Consider the following 15,634-nt stretch of genomic DNA (forward strand, 5'->3'; position numbering starts at 1 on the left):
GAGGCGCCGACCGGAGCCGCTCCCGCACGGGAGGGCGTCAGGCGGCGCGGAGGACCCGCAGGGGCGGACCGCGGTGCCGGAGGATCGAGAGGACCGCGTCGAAGGAACGGGGCGCCCGTGGCTCGGGGGTGCCGGTCATCGAGACGCCCGGGGTCGCCGGGAGCGCGACGGCGGACGCGCGGGCGACGATCCGCACGACGACGCGCTGCAGACCGGCCCCCAGCGTCCAGAAGAGGAGCTCGCCGTGCCGGAACGCCGCGATCGTGAAGGCCGCCGCAGCGAGGTGGGCGACGAGCATCAGCGGCGCGTGGGCGGCGTGCCCGCCTCCGCCGGCGATCAGCTCGATGGTCGATCCGTCGTGGAAGTGCGCGCCGGTGCCCGTCGTGCCGACCACGCTCACCTCCCCGCCGCTGCCCGTGACGAGGAAGAGGCCGTGGTACGCGATCTGGCTGAGGAGCACGGAGAGCGTCAGCCGGGGAAGGGACAGGCGGCGCCCCGAGAGGAGGACGCAGACGACGACGGCGAACGCCGCGGCGAGGGCGAGCACGGCAGGAGCGGGGGTCTCGGCGCCCGCGAACGTGTGGGAGGCGGCGGCCGTGGCGGTCGCGGCGAGAGCGGCGGCGACGCCGCGTGCCACTCGTGCGCCTCGGGTCTGCACTCGCTCGTCCTCTCGTCGTCGCGTCGACGCGTGCGCGCGACGTCTCCAGGGTAATCGACCCGGCGGAGCAGCCCCCCGCCGTCCCGCTTCCCTGCCGTTACGAAGCCGTTACCTAGATCACCGAAGGAAATCCAAACCCCCGCAGGGAGGGCTCCGAACACATGACAACGGCCGCGAAACGGTCCACACAGAACAGGTCCTCCGCATCGAGTGGGGGCCGTCTCACGAAGGAGAAATCCCATGCGATCCACCAAGCGTTCCGCCCTCGCCGCATTCGCCCTGCTGGGCACTGCCGCCCTCGGCCTCACCGCCTGCTCGAGCGGAAGCGGCTCGACCACCGCCGCCAGCGACGCAGCGACCGAGATGTCGACCCCGATGGCCACCTCCTCGGCCTCCGCCTCCTCGACCCCCATGGCGACCATGGACCCGGCCGCGAACCTCGTCGGCCCCGGCTGCGCCGCCTACGCCGAGCAGGTCCCGGACGGCGCCGGCTCGGTCGAGGGCATGTCGCTCGACCCCGTCGCGACCGCCGCGTCGAACAACCCGCTGCTGACCACCCTGACCGCTGCGGTCTCCGGTGGCCTCAACCCCGACGTCAACCTCGTCGACACGCTGAACAGCGGCGAGTTCACCGTCTTCGCCCCCGTCGACGACGCGTTCGCCAAGCTCGACACCGCGACCGTCGACTCCCTCAAGACCCCCGAGGGCGCCGCCACGCTGTCCTCGATCCTGACCTACCACGTCGTCCCCGGCCAGATCGCCCCTGACGCGATCGCCGGCGACCACGCCACCGTCCAGGGTGGGAACCTCACCGTCACCGGTTCCGGCGACGACCTGAAGGTCAACGACGCGTCCGTCATCTGCGGTGGCGTCCAGACCGCCAACGCGACCGTGTACCTCATCGACACCGTGCTGACCCCCCCGGCCAGCTAATTTCCTTCACCGGCTCCGGCCGCTGATCACGCCGAAGGGCGGGCACCGCGAGGTGTCCGCCCTTCGGCGTTCGCGCGCGCAGTCGTGCAGCGCGAGCCGTGCAGTGCGGAGCCACGCAGCGCGGAGTCGGAGGGTCACCACGATCCGGCACTCCTCGGCACGCGCCACCACGGGACCCACCACTCACACCACGAGGCGCGGACCCCGATGCAGGGGTCCGCGCCTCGTCGTCGTGCGGTCGGCGGCTACTCGGCCGGGGCGCTGATCTCGCGCAGGACGCGGTCGCCGGGGCGGGCCTCGATCATCTCGGCCTCGATCTCGGCCCGGTCGAGCAGCTCCTCCATGCGGCGGCGGCGGTTGCGCGTGATGAGCGTCACGACCGTGCCCGTCTTGCCCGCGCGGCCGGTGCGGCCGGAGCGGTGGAGGTACGTCTTGTACTCGTCGGGAGCGTCGGCCTGGATCACCAGGTCGATGTCGTCGACGTGGATGCCGCGCGCGGCCACGTCGGTCGCGACCAGCACGTCGACGCGTCCGCTGGTGAGCAGCGCGAGGTTGCGGGTGCGGCGCGACTGGTTGAGGTCGCCGTGGAGGCTCGTCGCGGGGATGTCCGCGTGGTCGAGCTGCTCCGCGAGCTGCTCCGCGAACGCGCGGGTCCGGGCGAAGATCAGCGTCTTGCCCTGGCGGGCGGCGAGCTGCTCGATGATCTCGGCCTTGTCGCGGTGCTCGATCAGGAGCACGCGGTGGTCGATGGTCGAGGACGCCTGGTCCTCGCCGGCGACCTCGTGGACGCTCGGCTCGACCAGGAACTCGTCGACGAGCGTCGCGACGCCCTTGTCGAGCGTGGCCGAGAACAGCAGGCGCTGGCCGCCGTCGGCGGTCTGGCGGAGGATGCGCTGCACCGGCTCGAGGAAGCCGAGGTCGCACATGTGGTCGGCCTCGTCGAGCACGGTGATGGTGATGTTCGAGAGGTCGAGGCGGCCCTGCTCGACGAGGTCCTCGAGGCGGCCCGGCGTCGCGATGACGATGTCCACTCCGCGCTGGAGGGCGCCGACCTGCTTGTACTGGGGGACGCCGCCGTAGATGGTCGTCGTGAACAGGCCGACGGAGCGGGCGATCGGCTGAATCGTCCGGTCGATCTGCATGGCGAGCTCGCGGGTCGGCGCGAGGATGAGCGCACGCGGAGCGCGACCCGGCTTGCGGCCCTTGGCTCCGTTGTTCTCCATCAGGCGCTCGACGACGGGGGCACCGAAGGCGATCGTCTTGCCGGAGCCGGTCTTGCCGCGTCCGAGGACGTCCTTGCCGGCGAGCACCTCGGGGATGGTCGCGGCCTGGATCGGGAACGGCGCGGCCGCTCCGAGCTCGGTCAGCATGCGGACGATGTTCCCGCCCAGGCCGAGGTCGCCGAAGGTGACGCCCTCGACGTCGACAGCGAGGGTGGCCGTCGCCTCGAGGCGCTCGAGCACGACGTCGTCGGCCTGGTGCGGCGCGCGGGCGTCACGGCTGGGGTAGAAGTCCGAGCCGGAGTCGCGGCGCGAGGGACGGGAGTCGCGGTCGAACGAACGGGTGGGGCGGTCGCCGCGGTCGTGGCCGCGCGAGGGACGCGCGTCCCGGTCGAAGGAGCGGGCCGGGCGGTCGCTGCGGTCGAACGAGCGGGCGGGACGCTCGCTGCGGTCGTAGCCGCGCGAGGGGCGCTCGTCGCGGTCGCCGGGGCGGGCGGGACGGTCGTCGCGTCCGTAGGAGCGGGCCGGACGGTCGTCGCGGTCGTTCGAGCGGGCCGGACGCGCATCGCGCTCGAACGACCGAGCCGGACGGTCGCTCCGGTCGAAGGAACGGGCCGGACGCTCCTCACGGTCGTTCGAGCGGGCCGGACGCGCATCGCGGTCGAACGACCGAGCCGGACGGTCGCTCCGATCGAAGGAACGGGCCGGACGCTCGTCGCGCCCGTAGGAGCGGGCCGGACGGTCGTCGCGATCGTTCGAGCGGGCCGGACGCGCGTCCCGGTCGAACGACCGAGCCGGACGGTCGCTCCGATCGAAGGAACGAGCCGGACGCTCGTCGCGCCCGTAGGAACGAGCCGGACGGTCGTCGCGATCGTTCGAGCGGGCCGGACGCGCGTCGCGGTCGTACCCGCGGGAGGGACGGTCGTCGCGCTCGTTCGAACGGGCCGGACGCGCGTCGCGGTCGTAGCCGCGCGAGGGCCGCTCGTCGCGGTCGTCGGAGCGAGCGGGGCGCTCGGCGCGCTCGGTGGCCCGCTCGGCGCGCTCGTCGGCATTCCAGCGCGCCTTCTTGGGCGCGTTCTCGTCGACGACGCGGAAGCCGCGGTGGCCCTCGCTGCGCGAGCCGGGCTTGGCACCGGGGAAGCGCGAGCGGCCGCCGAGCTGGGACTTGCCGCTGGAGGCGCCGAAGCGGTTGGGCTCGAAGTTCTTGGCCGGACGTCCGCCGGCGGGCTTCTTGTTCTTGGGCATGGCAGTTCTTCCTGGGTTCAGGTCGTGCGCGAGGAGGCGACGCCGGAGCAGCCCCGTCGTGAGGGGCGTCCGTGCGCTGGACTGCTGCGGGGCAGCAGGGGGAGAACCCGGGCGAGTCATTGACCGGGGCCGATTCACACATGTGATTCGTCTCACGACGACTGTCGGAGACTCGGCCCACTTGACTAACAAACCCATCCGCACGAGAACGCGCGGTGTCAAGAGCCGACCGAGCGAGTCTACACGCGGCCCCGGAGCCTGGCTAGGGCGGGGAGACGTGCGACCAGGAGCCGCCCAGGTCGGGAGCCGCGAAGCCCGGACGTCGCGCACCTCCGCGCCGATCCCCCGCCGAGACGCCCCGTCCGCAGCCCCAGCCCTCAGCCGCAGCACGACCTGCCGACGCGCGAGCCCGCGCAGACCGCCCCCGCACCCGCTACTGCGACGCCCGCCGAGCCCGGTAGGCGGCCACGTTCGCGCGGTTCCCGCAGTTGCCCGTGTCGCAGTAGCGCTTCGAGCGATTGCGCGAGAAGTCCACCAGCACCGCCTCGCAGTCCTCCGCCGCGCAGACGCGGATCCGCTCGCGCTCGTCGCCGCGGATCACGTCGACGAACGCCATGGCGGCCTCGACCAGGATGCGGGTCGCCAGCGGGCTCTCGTCGCGCGTCGCGTGGAGGTGCCAGCCGTACGGTCCGTGCCGGACCAGCTGCGGGAGCGCGCGGCCGGAGTCGAGCATCCCGTTGACGACGGGGACGAGGTCCTCCTCGGCCCGCGTGAGCCAGAGGGTGCGGAGGGAGGAGCGGATCGCCCGCACGGCCTGCAGCTCGTCGGCCGATCCGTCGCGGCTGCCCGTGTACCGGTTCTCGAGGAGGAAGTCGTCCAGCTGCTCGATCGTCGCCATCTCGTCCTCGCCGGACGGCGAGAGCTCGGGGAGCGTGTTGACGAGGGTGGCGGTGGAGGTCAGCGACGCCTCGACGTCATAGGCGAACACCATGTTGACTCCTGACAGTGCGGCTCAGTAGTGTGCGATCAGCTCGCTGTCACGAGTGTAATCCTTTTGACTCCTGAAGGAGCCGGCCATGACCGCCGAGAGCACCGCCGCCGTCACCCTCCCCGCTGCGAGCGCGCCCGCGCCTGCACGGCGCCTCGGCTCCGGCCTCGTCGCGGCGCTGGCCGCGTCGGCGGCGTTCGGTCTGGGCGGGCCCTTCGTGAAGCCGCTCCTCGAGGCGGGCTGGACGCCGGCGTCCGCGGTCCTCTGGCGGGCGGGCGGCGCGGCCCTGATCCTCGCGATCCCGGCAGCGCTCTCCCTCCGCGGCCGCTGGCCCGTGCTCCGCCGCAACCTCGGCACCGTCGCCCTCTACGGGGTCTTCGCCGTGATCGCCGCGCAGCTCTGCTTCTACAGCGCGATCGAGCACATGTCGGTCGGCGTCGCCCTGCTGATCGAGTACCTCGCGCCGGTGTTCCTCGTCCTCTTCGCCTGGGCCCGCACGCGCCGGCACCCCGGCCGCTTCACCCTCGCCGGCTCCGCTCTCGCGCTCGGCGGCCTGGTGCTCGTGCTCGACCTGTCCGGCGAGTCGACGCCCGAGCTGGTCGGGATCGCCTGGGCGCTGACCGCCTCGCTCGGCCTGTGCGTCTACTACGTCATCGCCGGCCGGGTGGACCCGGAGCTGCCGCCGATCGCGCTCACGGCGGGGGCGATGACGGTCGGCGCCGCGATCCTGCTGGCCCTCGGAGCGCTCGGCGTCACGCCGCTGCGCGCGACGTTCGGCGAGGTGGTGTTCGTCGGAGCGGAGGTCAGCTGGCTCCTCCCCGCGGGCGTGATCCTCGGCATGTCGACGGTGCTGGCGTATCTGCTCGGGATCGAGGGCGGACGCCGTCTCGGCACGCGGATCGCGTCGTTCGTCGGGCTGACGGAGGTGCTGTTCTCGATCGCGGCCGCGTGGCTGATCCTCGGGGAGCTGCCCGCGCCGATCCAGTTCGGCGGCGGCGCGCTGATCCTCGCGGGGGTCGTCCTGGTCCGGCTGCAGCGCGAGCCCGGCACCCCCTGATCGCGGGGGTGCCGCAGCCGCAGTGCCGAGCACCCCGTACGCTGATCGCACTCATGCGCGAGCCCACCCGATCCCCGCGACGCGTCGCCGCGGTCCTGGCCGCCCTCGCACTGCTCCTCTCGGGCTGCGCGAGCACCACTCCCGTGTCGGAGCCGGTGGCGCAGGCGGTCGGAGCGGCACCCGCGCCCGACTGGTCCGGCGTGAGCGTCACGGCCGACGTCGTCTACGACCAGAGCACCGGGCAGAGCGTCGACGTCTGCTCCTCCCCCGCTCCGTCGTCGGAGCCGCGGCCCGCCGTCCTCGTCGTGCACGGCGGCAGCTGGGCCCGCGGAGGCAAGGCCGACGCGAACTGGCGTCCGATCTGCCAGTGGCTCGGATCGGAGGGGTTCGTCGCCGTCTCGGTCGACTACCGCCTCGTACCGGCCGCCGTGTTCCCCGCGCAGCTCGACGACGTGACGGCCGCCCTCGACTGGCTGCTCGAGCCGGAGCAGACCGCGCGCTTCGGAATCGACCCGGAGCGGGTGGCGGTGCTCGGCGGCTCGGCCGGCGGCAACCTCGCCTCGCTGCTCGGCACGCTGCCGGCGACCTCGTCGCGCCTGGCCGCGGTGGTCGACCTGAGCGGCCCCTCCGATCTCAGCGCCGCCGGCCTCGCCGACGACGATCCGGTGGTCGGAGTCGCGGCCGCCGTGCGCAGCTACCTCGACTGCGCGGACCTCGCCTCCTGCCCCGCCGCGACCGCCGCCTCTCCCCTCGCGCAGGTGGACGGCTCCGAGCCGCCGTTCCTCATCGCGCACGCGGCGCACGAGCGGGTCGCGCTCAGCCAGTCGACCCGGTTCGCCGAGGCGCTGCGCGCAGCGGGCGCGAGCGTCGACCTCCTCGTCCTCCCCGGCTCGCTGCACTCCATCGCGCTGCTCGACGACGCTCTGCGGGCCCGGGTCGTCGGGTTCCTCCGCGCCCACCTGGGCTCGTGAGCGGAGTCGTCGTCCGCCTCGAGGACGCAGCCGGAGCGGAGTGCCTCCTCGCCGCGGTCCCGCCCCGGCACGCCCGCGTCCTCGTCGCCCGGATCGACGGGGCGGCGGCCGGCGCCCTGGTGCTCGCTCCCGGCCCGGACGACTTCGCCGAGGTGCTGGAACTCGTCGTCGCCTCGGTCCACCGGCGCACAGGCGTCGCCCGACGGCTCGTCGCGGCAGCGGAGTCATGGGCGCGCGTGCAGCGGATCCGCACGCTGCGCCTGGCCGCCGCTCCGGAGCTCGCCCCTGCGGCCGAGGCGCTCGGCTTCACGGCGATCGACGGCTTCGGAGCCCACGTCGGCGACGACGCGGTGCTCTGCTTCGCACGTCCTGTCTGAGAGGCGCCCGCTCGGCGGCGAGCCGGGTCCGAGGCGCCCGCTCGGAGGCGCGGTGCCGTGATTTCGCCGGTCCACAGCCCGGCGCACACCCCCGCCCTCAGTCGATCGAGCAGCCCGGCTCGTCCGACAGCGCCCGCTCGATCCGGGCGCGGTGCTCGTCCGACATCGGCGGCAGGGCGTCGGGCGCGAACCAGCCGACCTCGGTCGACTCGTCGTCCGCGACGTGGGCCTCCCCCGAGATCCAGCGGCAGCGGACCACGTGGTCGAGGTACTGCGAGCGGTCCCCGTTGGGGTACTGCATCGGCGGGAGGGTGTGCACCTGCACGAGGCGCTCGACCTCGATCTCGACGCCCGCCTCCTCCTGCGCCTCGCGGCGGGCGGTGTCGGCGACGGTCTCGCCCGGATCGATGATCCCGGTGACGGCCGTCCAGGCGCCGGTGTCGGCGCGCCGGACGAGCAGGACCTCGAGCGCCGGATCCTCGCGGAGGATCACCGCGGTCACGCCGGTGAGCCAGAGCAGCTCGGTCCCGATCCGCTCGCGCAGCCGCAGGACGAACTCGGGAGTCGCCATCAGTGCGCTTCGGGCCGGAAGTCGAACGCGACGATGCCGGCCGTGTCGACGAACGGCCCGACGAACTCCTTGAACGCGTCGTGCGCCGGGTCCCAGTGCGCGGGGTCCTCGACGGCGGGCCTGCCCAGGTAGTAGTGCAGGTCGCCCTCGGACGAGAAGGTCAGCAGGAACGCGCGGTCGAAGCCCTCGCCCGCGCCCTCGATGCTGAGCTGCGGCCCCGTCTCGATCGACTCGATGTAGCGCCGTCCGTCGCGGACGCACTCGTCGGCCAGGGCGAGGAAGCGGCGGGTGACTTCGTCCGCCTCGGTGACCAGCGCCGTCGGGCGGAAGCGGATCAGGACGAGGTGCCGGAGCGTGCCCGGGCGGAAGTCGCGGGCGACGAAGCGCTCCGGACCGATCTCGTCGAGGACCGCGGTGGCGCGCTCCGGTCCGCTGCGCCAGCGCGAGCCGACCGTCTCGGCCGCATCCCTGATGTCCGTCATGCCGACGCCTTCCCGGCGCGGGCGGCACGCCGCCGCTCACGATACCCCTCGACCAGGTTGTAGACGACGGGCAGGACCACGAGGGTCAGCACCGTCGAGGACACCAGGCCGCCGATCACGACGATCGCCAGCGGCTGCGAGATGAAGCCGCCGTGGCCCGTGATCCCCAGCGCCATCGGCAGCAGGGCGAAGATCGTCGCGAGGGCGGTCATCAGGATGGGCCGGAGCCGCCGTTCGGTGCCGTGCAGCAGCGCCTCCCGCACCGGCATCCCGCGGTCGCGGTACTGGTTCACCAGGTCCACGAGCACGATCGCGTTCGTGACGACGATGCCGATCAGCATCAGCACGCCGATCAGGGACGGCACGCCCAGCGGCACGCCGGTGATCACCTGCAGGAGGATCGCGCCGGTCGCCGCGAACGGCACGGACACGAGCAGGAGCAGCGGCTGCAGGAGCGAGCGGAAGGTCGCCACCATCACGACGTAGACGATCAGGATCGCGACCAGGAGCGCGATTCCCAGCTGCGAGAACGCGTCGGCCTGGTCGGCGGTCACTCCGCCGAGGGAGGCGTCGACACCGGCCGGCAGCGACGTCGCGTCGATCGCGTTCTGCACGGCGGTGTTCGCCGAGGCGAGGTCGTCGCCCTCGGGGGTGACGGTGATGGTCGCGGTGCGCTGGCCGCGCTCGGTGGTGATGCTCGCCGGGCCGTCCGTCTGCTCGACCGCCGCGAGGGTGGAGAGCGCGACGGTGCCGGTGAGGGTCGGCACCTCGAGGTTCCGCAGCTCGTCCACCGTGGCCGGCGGCTGCCCGTCCGCGAGGTAGATCGAGAGGGTGCGGTCGTCGATCACGACGCTGCCGACCTGGCTGGGCTGGAGCGCCTGGCTGACGATCGTGCCCACGGCGACCTCGCTGAGACCCGCCCGGGCCGCGGCGTCCCGGTCGACCCGCACCGCGATGTAGGGCAGCGAGGAGGAGAGGTTGCTCTCGGCCTGGCTGATCCCGTCGGTCCCGCGCAGGGCCTCGAGCAGCTGGTCGCTCGCGCTCTGGAGGTCGCTCTGCGAGGCGGTCGAGAGGTCGACCTCGATGTCCGAGGAGGCGCCGAAGCCGGAGGAGGCGGCGACGCTGATGTCCTCGGCCGAGGCGACGCCCGACAGCGCGTCGCGGACGTCCGCCTGCACGGCCTCCTGGTCGGCCGACTCGTCGGTGGTGACGGAGTAGCGGATCGAGGTGCCGCCTCCGCCTCCCCCGCCGAAGGCGCTCTGCAGCCCTCCGGAGGAGCCGACCGTGAGCTGGACGGTCTCGACACCGCCGACGCCGAGGATCGCCGTGCTCGCCTGCTGCGCCGTCGCGTCCTGCGCGTCGAGGCTCTGGCCGACGGGGACCGTCTGGGTGACGGTGAAGGTGTTCTGGCCGCTGGAGCCGAGGAAGTTCGTCTTCATCAGCGGGTACAGCGCACCGGTCCCGACGAGCACGAGCAGCGCCAGGAGGACGGTGACGACCGAGTGCTTCAGCGTCCAGTGGATGATCGGGCCGTAGACCGACTGCAGCCCGCGCGCCCGGCGGGGGGCGGCGTGAGCGCCGTGGTGCGGGGCCTCCTCGACCGGGGCGGCGATGTCGACCGGGACGCCCGAGGCGGGTGCTCCTCCGGCCGCCGCGCGCTCCTCCGCGAGCGCTGCCTGGGCGGCCTGGCGCACCGCCGGCCGCTTCGAGGGGCGGAGGAACCAGTAGGCCAGCACCGGCACGATCGTCAGCGCCACCACGAGGGAGGCGAGCAGGGCGATCGACACGGTCAGCGCGAAGGGACGGAACAGCTCGCCCGTGGTGCCGCCGACGAACGAGATCGGCAGGAACACCGCGACCGTGGTGATCGTGGAGGCCGTGATCGCGCCGGCGACCTCGCGGACGGCGACCGCGATGGTCCGGGCCCGGTCCTCGCCCGCGTCGAGGTGCCGCTTGATGTTCTCGATGACGACGATGGAGTCGTCGACGACGCGGCCGATCGCGATGGTGAGCGCGCCGAGGGTCAGGATGTTGAGGGTGTAGCCGGCCGTCTGCAGGCCGATGAAGGTGATCAGCACCGAGGTCGGGATCGAGATGGCCGTGACCAGGGTCGAGCGCACCGAGAGCAGGAACAGCAGGATCACCAGCACGGCGAAGACGAGGCCGAGCGCCCCCTCCTGCGCGAGCGACGCGATCGACTCCTGGATGTAGGGCGCCTGGTCGAAGACCGAGGTGAAGGCGGCGTTGTCGCCGATCGACTCCTCGAGGTCCGGGAGCAGCGCGGTCACGCCGGTCGACACGTCGACGGTGTTCGCGGCCGGGAGCTTGGTGATCGAGAGGGTCAGGGCGGGCTGGCCGTTGACGCGCGAGATCGAGGTGACGGGGGCGTCGGTGACGGCGACCGTTGCGACGGAGCCGAGGGTGGTGACGGTCGGCTCGGCCGCCACGACCGCTCCTGCGCCTCCCGTCGCCGCACCGGCCTCGGAGCCGCCGGCGGAGGCGCCAGCGCCCGCGGACGCACCCGCGCCCGCGGAGGCTCCGGCGCCCGCGGACGCACCGGCGCCGCCGGAAGCACCCGCACCCGCGGAGGCGCCCGAGGACGGCAGCAGCGGCAGCGCCGCGATCGCGTCGGTCGAGTCGAGCTTGACGCCCGACTGCACTGAGAAGGTCGAGCCGTCCTGGGTGATCTGGCCGCCCGCGACGAGCACGCCGTTCTGCTGCAGCGCCGAGCGGATGTCGCCGGTCGAGAGGCCGGCTGCGGCGAGCGCCGCGTCGTCGGGGGTGATCGTGACGCGCTGGGCGGTCTCGCCGACGAGCGCCGCCTCGCGCACGCCCTCGACCTTCTCCAGGTCCGGGATGACCGTGGTGCGCAGGCGCTCGGCCAGCGCGTCCGCGTCGCCGTCGCTCGACACGGCGAGCTGCAGCACCGGCAGGTCGTCGAAGGAGCCGGTGACCACCTGCGGGTCGACGCCGTCCGGGAGCGTGCTCTTGATGCGGTTGATCGCCTGCAGGATCTTCTGCTCGGCGGTGGCGAGGTCGGTGCCGTACGTGAAGGACGCCGAGATGAGGGAGGAGTCCGTGGAGGACGTCGCGCTGGTCGTCTCGAGCCCCGGCACCCCCTGGATGGCGGTCTCGATCGGCGTCGAGACGTCGTCGTTGACCACCTCCGGAGCGGCGCCCGGGTAGGACGTGACGACGGCGAGCTGCGGGAAGGAGATCGACGGCGCGAGCTCCTGCTTGAGCCCGGTGAGGGCGACTCCGCCGAAGACGGCGATGACGACGGTGACGAGCGCGATGAGCGCCCGGTTCTTCATGCTGAGGACCGCGAGGAGATGCACCCTAGGAGTCTTCCATCAGCCGACTGAGTATTGGGCGGGACGCGGTGTCGCGGGCGCGACGCACCACGGGACGATCCGCACCACCGGCCGGACCCGGGCGCCCTCAGCTCAGGCGGACCTCCGCCGTCGAGGACCCGACGGGCAGGCTCACCGCAGCGCCCGCCCCCGCGCTCGAGAGCGCGAAGTCCCCGGCGAACGCCCGCACGCCGACGCGCCCCTCGGCGTCCGTCCGCAGCACGGTCGGCTCGAGCCACCACTGCCCGCGGATCCGCGAGCGCAGCGCCTCGTAGGCCGGCTTCGGGCTCCCGTCGCGGCGGAGGAACCCGCCCGGCGCTCCGAGCCAGGCTCCGGCGTCGTCGAAGCCCCAGTAGGTGATCGCCTCGACGGCCGGATGCGCGACCAGCGTCTCGTAGTGCCGCACCATCTCGTCCGCCTGCCGCGCCTCCCCCTCCGGAGTGGTGGGCCAGTCCTCGACCACGTGGTCGTTGAGGTCCTCGATCTCGGCGGGCATCAGCTCGCCCGAGACGAGGGTGGTCTCGGTCCAGTGCAGCGGCAGGCCGAAGCGCGCGAACCTGTCGCAGATCGCCGTGATCTGCTCCTCCCCGCGGAACCCCTGGTGCATGTGCGACTGCAGGCCGATCGCGTCGGGCCGGATCCCGGCCTCGAGCACGTCCTCGATCAGCCGCTCGTACTCGGGCCCGAGGTCGAAGTCGTTCAGCACGAGCACCGGTCCGGTTCCGAGGCTGCGCGCCTCCGAGAAGGCCAGCTCGACCATCCCGACGCGCCCCTTCTCCCGGGCGAGGCGGGTGACGGCGTTGGTCACGCCGTCCGGCTCGTTCGCGAAGCGGGGCATGATCACGACCTCGTTGATCGCGTCCCAGGTGTCGATCAGCCCGGCGAAGGCGCCCACCTCCCGGCGGATGCGCGCGCGGAGGAGCTGCTCGGCCTCGTCCAGCGGCAGCGCGTCGAGCCACTCCGGCTTGACGTAGTGCCAGACCAGCGGGTGCCCCTTCAGCCGGACGCCGTCCGCGGCGAGCGCGCGGGCCTCGGCGAGCACCACCTCCGTCGCGGTGCGCCCGCGCTCCGGCTCGAAGCGGCCCCAGTAGACGGGGAGGGTCGCCGTGTCGAACAGGTCGAGCCAGAGCCGGCGCTCCTCGGCGCGCGCGGGGTCGGTGCTCGGAGGGGTGCAGCCGAAGCCGAAGGCGTGGCGGCGCTGCTCGACTCTCACGTCGGCGTGGGCGAGGGGAGCGCCGTCGGGACCGAGGACGGTGACGAGGGCGTCGGCGAGACGGGGGCTGAAGTCGGTCATGCGGGGCCTCTCAGGCGGGGTGGCGCTCGTCGAGCGCCGTGTACTCGGATCGGGTGAGCGGGAGGACCGCTCCGTGCTTGGTGTCCTCGGGCAGGTCGAACTCCTCCGCGAGCTCCCAGCGGCCCGAGGCCGGGTCGGTGCTCGTGTAGGCGCGGTAGCCGTAGGGGCGCAGGGCGTACTGGTCGACCCACAGCGACCAGCGCTCCTCGCGGTGGTGCCGGAAGACCAGCGGGCCCTCGATGCTCGGGCCGAGCTCCTGTCCGATCCCCCGCGCGACAGTGGTGAAGTCGTCGGCGAGGAGGGAGGAGCCGACCTGCTGGAACACCTGCATCGTGTCGGGGGCGTCGTCGTGCTGCTTGGCGAAGCGGTGGACGGCCGTGCCGTCGATCAGCAGCGTCATGTCGATCACTCCGCCGGGCAGCCGCAGGTAGGTCTCGGGCTCGGTGAACGTGCGGAAGTCGCGCGTGCGGGCGAGCAGGATGCAGCTGTCGCCCGTCTCGCCGGTGGCGGGGTCGCCGTCCTCGGCCAGGCCGGAGGACCAGTGCACGAGGAAGTCGCCCGAGACCGGGTCGTAGACCGACTCCGGCGCCCAGGCCATGCCCGCGCCCTCAGGTGCGACGGCGACGGCGCGCGGCTCGGACCACTCCAGCAGGTCCGGGGAGTCCCAGACCACGAGGTCGCGGCTCCCCCGGTGCCGGTACAGGTCCCAGTCCGGGCCCTCGGGCCGCCAGACGCGGAGGTCCGTGGCGACGAGGTGGAAGCCGCGCGGCCCGCGGACGATGTGGGGGTCGCGGACGCCGCCCGTGCCGCCGGTCCACTCCAGCACCGACCCGAGCGCGCGCCACCGCAGCGGATCGTCGCCCCGGCTGAGAGAGAGGAAGATCTTCTCGCTGTGGCCGGTCCGGTCCTCCACGAAGTGGACCAGCAGGTAGCCGTACCCGTCGCTCATGAGAGAACGATCTCACACGCCCGGCGGGCGCTCCACCTCAGACCACGTCGGCGAGGTACCCCGGGTCGGCCGCCGGGTGCCGGGCGACCTGCGCCCACGCCGTCGCGAGCGCCTCCACGGCCCGGTCGGTCGCCTCGGGCGAGTAGCCGATCGGGATGCGGAGGAAGCGCTCGAAGGCGCCGTCGATCCCGAAGCGCGGGCCCGCGGTGATCAGCAGTCCCGCCGTCCGGGCGGCGAGCGCCAGCTGCGAGCTCGCCGGCCGGCCCAGGCCCACCCAGGTGGAGAGGCCGCCCGAGACCCGCGGCACGCTCCACTCCGGGATCGCGCGCGCCAGGGCCGCCTCGAGGTGGTCGCGGCCCGCCCGCAGCTGCGAGCGCCGCAGCTCCAGCACGCCGTCCATCCGGCCGAGCATGTCCGCGACCAGGAGCTGCTCCAGGATCGGCGTGCCGAGGTCGCTCGCCGAGCGCGCCAGTGCCAGCTTGCGGATCACCGCGCGCTCGGCGCGGATCCAGCCGATCCGGATGCCGCCCCACAGCGTCTTGCCGACGGAGCCGATCGAGAGCACCGTCCCCTCGGGTCCGTAGGCGGCGAACGGCAGCGGGCTCATCCGCCGGTCGATGTCGAGCTCGGCCGTCGTCTCGTCGGCGATGATCAGCGTGCCCTGCCGGGCAGCGGCGCTGATCGCCCGCTCCCGCAGCTCGGGGGCCATGGAGCGGCCGGTCGGGTTGTGGAAGTCGGGCATCAGGTAGGCCAGGCTCGGGCTCGTGCCGCGCAGCGCGGCGATCAGGCCCTCCCCGTCCCAGCCGTCCGCTCCGTCGACGTTCACCGGCACGAGCCGCGCGCCGGCCAGCCGGAGGGCCTCGTAGGCGTGCGGGTAGGTCGGGGCCTCGATCAGAGCCCGATCGCCCCGCGCGAGCAGGGTGCGGGCCACGAGCGCGATCGCGTGCTGCGCGCCGATGGTCACCATGATCTGGCCGGGCTCGGTGCGCAGGCCCCGGGCGGTGTAGCGCTCGGCGATCGCGCGGCGCAGCACCGGTAGGCCGACCGTGTCGTAGGAGCCGGAGTCGAAGTGCTCGGGCGCCGCCTGCGCCGCGCGGGTGTACGCCTCGGCCAGCTCGGGGACGGCGGGCAGGGCCGCCTTGGTGAAGTCGAGGAAGTCCGGCGCGAGCGAGGGCACCGCGTGCACGGCCGCTCCGGGCAGACGGGTGACGCTGCCGGAGCCGCGCACGCTGACGAGGTAGCCGCTGTCCCGCAGCTCGCGGTAGGCGGCGGCCACGGTCGTGCGGCTGACGCCGAGGCGGGCCGAGAGCTCGCGCTCGGCGGGGAGGCGGCTGCCCGCGGGGATGCGGCCGTCGATCCCGAGGAGGCGGATCCGGTCGGCCAGCGCGAGATAGGCGGGACGGGTGCCGCGCTGCTCGCGCCAGTCGCCGAGGAGGGTCTGCAGGGCGCGCGCGCCGAAGTGGACATCAGCCATGCGTCCAACGTAGCCGGATTGGACCGCGCGAAGAAGGCCAATGTCGCGCTGTGATGAGTCCA

General features: G+C 73.4%; 13 protein-coding genes. 4 read left to right on the forward strand and 9 right to left on the reverse strand.

What is annotated here, in order from left to right:
• Positions 1-37: 37 nt before the first annotated feature.
• On the reverse strand, positions 38-637 hold the full coding sequence (locus GSU45_RS13335; protein ID WP_159915583.1) for a hypothetical protein: 600 nt from the start codon (positions 635-637) through the stop codon (positions 38-40).
• 261 nt (positions 638-898) lie between these two features.
• On the opposite strand from GSU45_RS13335, the gene GSU45_RS13340 reads away from it, so the two are divergent.
• Positions 899-1,591, forward strand: coding sequence for a fasciclin domain-containing protein (locus GSU45_RS13340; RefSeq protein ID WP_159915585.1), 693 nt, complete (start codon positions 899-901; stop codon positions 1,589-1,591).
• A gap of 245 nt (positions 1,592-1,836) precedes the next feature.
• Here the strand turns inward: GSU45_RS13340 and GSU45_RS13345 are convergent, their stop codons facing one another.
• Positions 1,837-4,056: a DEAD/DEAH box helicase gene (locus GSU45_RS13345; RefSeq protein WP_159915587.1), complete on the reverse strand. Its 2,220-nt coding sequence runs from the start codon at positions 4,054-4,056 to the stop codon at positions 1,837-1,839.
• A 433-nt stretch (positions 4,057-4,489) separates the two neighbouring features.
• Positions 4,490-5,047, reverse strand: coding sequence for a CGNR zinc finger domain-containing protein (locus tag GSU45_RS13350; protein ID WP_159915589.1), 558 nt, complete (start codon positions 5,045-5,047; stop codon positions 4,490-4,492).
• A gap of 85 nt (positions 5,048-5,132) precedes the next feature.
• On the opposite strand from GSU45_RS13350, the gene GSU45_RS13355 reads away from it, so the two are divergent.
• From GSU45_RS13355 to GSU45_RS13365, 3 genes are read left to right on the forward strand one after another with little or no spacing between them, the layout of a single operon-like run.
• Complete coding sequence (locus GSU45_RS13355; RefSeq protein ID WP_159915591.1) at positions 5,133-6,101, forward strand: DMT family transporter; 969 nt, start codon at positions 5,133-5,135, stop codon at positions 6,099-6,101.
• 53 nt (positions 6,102-6,154) lie between these two features.
• Positions 6,155-7,072, forward strand: coding sequence for an alpha/beta hydrolase (locus GSU45_RS13360; RefSeq protein ID WP_159915593.1), 918 nt, complete (start codon positions 6,155-6,157; stop codon positions 7,070-7,072).
• Positions 7,069-7,449: a GNAT family N-acetyltransferase gene (locus tag GSU45_RS13365; RefSeq protein WP_159915595.1), complete on the forward strand. Its 381-nt coding sequence runs from the start codon at positions 7,069-7,071 to the stop codon at positions 7,447-7,449. The genes GSU45_RS13360 and GSU45_RS13365 overlap by 4 nt, the downstream gene beginning before the upstream one ends.
• A 97-nt stretch (positions 7,450-7,546) precedes the next feature.
• Here GSU45_RS13365 and GSU45_RS13370 read toward each other — a convergent pair whose 3' ends face one another.
• The 6 genes from GSU45_RS13370 to GSU45_RS13395 all read right to left on the reverse strand — a co-directional run bounded on the left by GSU45_RS13370 (position 7,547) and on the right by GSU45_RS13395 (position 15,572).
• The gene (locus GSU45_RS13370; RefSeq protein WP_159915597.1) at positions 7,547-8,020 is read right to left on the reverse strand and encodes an NUDIX domain-containing protein; all 474 of its coding nucleotides are present in this window, start codon (positions 8,018-8,020) and stop codon (positions 7,547-7,549) included.
• On the reverse strand, positions 8,020-8,502 hold the full coding sequence (locus tag GSU45_RS13375; RefSeq protein WP_159915599.1) for a Dabb family protein: 483 nt from the start codon (positions 8,500-8,502) through the stop codon (positions 8,020-8,022). Before GSU45_RS13375 ends, GSU45_RS13370 begins: the two co-directional genes overlap by 1 nt.
• On the reverse strand, positions 8,499-11,840 hold the full coding sequence (locus GSU45_RS13380) for an efflux RND transporter permease subunit (RefSeq protein WP_244248118.1): 3,342 nt from the start codon (positions 11,838-11,840) through the stop codon (positions 8,499-8,501). Before GSU45_RS13380 ends, GSU45_RS13375 begins: the two co-directional genes overlap by 4 nt.
• A gap of 103 nt (positions 11,841-11,943) precedes the next feature.
• Positions 11,944-13,149 (reverse strand): endo-1,4-beta-xylanase, encoded by a 1,206-nt coding sequence (locus GSU45_RS13385; RefSeq protein WP_159915601.1) that lies wholly within the window; start codon positions 13,147-13,149, stop codon positions 11,944-11,946.
• A gap of 10 nt (positions 13,150-13,159) precedes the next feature.
• Positions 13,160-14,098 carry a glycoside hydrolase family 43 protein gene (locus GSU45_RS13390; RefSeq protein ID WP_159915603.1) on the reverse strand — a complete coding sequence of 313 codons (939 nt, stop codon included), beginning with the start codon at positions 14,096-14,098 and terminating at the stop codon, positions 13,160-13,162.
• Between the two features lie 37 nt (positions 14,099-14,135).
• Positions 14,136-15,572: a PLP-dependent aminotransferase family protein gene (locus tag GSU45_RS13395; protein WP_159915605.1), complete on the reverse strand. Its 1,437-nt coding sequence runs from the start codon at positions 15,570-15,572 to the stop codon at positions 14,136-14,138.
• Positions 15,573-15,634: the final 62 nt, after the last annotated feature.

The organism is Rathayibacter sp. VKM Ac-2801, from assembly GCF_009834245.1.
Lineage (GTDB): Bacteria > Actinomycetota > Actinomycetes > Actinomycetales > Microbacteriaceae > Rathayibacter.

What these genes read in the sequence shown, in the direction of transcription:
- GSU45_RS13345 (WP_159915587.1), bottom strand. Translation starts at nt 4,056, where the DNA reads ATGCCCAAGAACAAGAAGCCCGCCGGCGGACGTCCGGCCAAGAACTTC.
- GSU45_RS13360 (WP_159915593.1), top strand. Translation starts at nt 6,155, where the DNA reads ATGCGCGAGCCCACCCGATCCCCGCGACGCGTCGCCGCGGTCCTGGCC.
- GSU45_RS13350 (WP_159915589.1), bottom strand. Translation starts at nt 5,047, where the DNA reads ATGGTGTTCGCCTATGACGTCGAGGCGTCGCTGACCTCCACCGCCACC.
- GSU45_RS13355 (WP_159915591.1), top strand. Translation starts at nt 5,133, where the DNA reads ATGACCGCCGAGAGCACCGCCGCCGTCACCCTCCCCGCTGCGAGCGCG.
- GSU45_RS13390 (WP_159915603.1), bottom strand. Translation starts at nt 14,098, where the DNA reads ATGAGCGACGGGTACGGCTACCTGCTGGTCCACTTCGTGGAGGACCGG.
- GSU45_RS13370 (WP_159915597.1), bottom strand. Translation starts at nt 8,020, where the DNA reads ATGGCGACTCCCGAGTTCGTCCTGCGGCTGCGCGAGCGGATCGGGACC.
- GSU45_RS13395 (WP_159915605.1), bottom strand. Translation starts at nt 15,572, where the DNA reads ATGGCTGATGTCCACTTCGGCGCGCGCGCCCTGCAGACCCTCCTCGGC.
- GSU45_RS13375 (WP_159915599.1), bottom strand. Translation starts at nt 8,502, where the DNA reads ATGACGGACATCAGGGATGCGGCCGAGACGGTCGGCTCGCGCTGGCGC.
- GSU45_RS13385 (WP_159915601.1), bottom strand. Translation starts at nt 13,149, where the DNA reads ATGACCGACTTCAGCCCCCGTCTCGCCGACGCCCTCGTCACCGTCCTC.
- GSU45_RS13340 (WP_159915585.1), top strand. Translation starts at nt 899, where the DNA reads ATGCGATCCACCAAGCGTTCCGCCCTCGCCGCATTCGCCCTGCTGGGC.